General features: G+C 43.7%; 1 rRNA gene. It reads left to right on the forward strand.

What is annotated here, in order from left to right:
* Positions 1 to 210: 210 nt before the first annotated feature.
* Positions 211 to 703: ribosomal RNA gene (locus R2S67_RS22760) — 23S ribosomal RNA — on the forward strand; the annotation flags it as partial.

Genomic DNA, 703 nt, shown 5'->3' on the forward strand with positions numbered 1-703 from the left:
TAGCTCTTTAACAATTTGGAAAGCTGACAAAACAACAATTTATTGTTGTTTGTAAAGTTCTCAAAGTATTCATTTATGAATACAACTAAAAACACATTCAAGTGTTCTTGGAATTTGAGTCCGGCAAAATCGAAATGTCTCTCGCTCATTCAAATAATGAGAGACAACTTTGGTTGTTTAACATCAATTCGAAACTCCTTCGGGTTGTATGGTTAAGTGACTAAGCGTACACGGTGGATGCCTTGGCAGTCAGAGGCGATGAAGGACGTATTAACTTGCGATAAGCCCAGATTAGGYAGTAAAARCCACTTGAGTCTGGGATTTCCGAATGGGGAAACCCACTTACATAAGTAAGTATCGTTATGTGAATACATAGCATAACGAGGCGAACCGGGGGAACTGAAACATCTAAGTACCCCGAGGAAAAGAAATCAACCGAGATTCCGAAAGTAGCGGCGAGCGAAATTGGACTAGCCCTTAAGCTTTATAGGCGTCAGGTGAACAAGCTGGAAAGCTTGGCGATACAGGGTGATAGCCCCGTAACTGACGACGCATATTCAGTGAAATCGAGTAGGGCGGGACACGTGATATCCTGTCTGAATATGGGGGGACCATCCTCCAAGGCTAAATACTACTGACTGACCGATAGTGAACCAGTACCGTGAGGGAAAGGCGAAAAGAACCCCTGTGAGGGGAGTGAAAT

It is taken from the genome of Vibrio sp. T13N (assembly GCF_032970445.1).
In the GTDB taxonomy this organism is placed as follows: Bacteria; Pseudomonadota; Gammaproteobacteria; order Enterobacterales; family Vibrionaceae; genus Vibrio; species Vibrio diabolicus.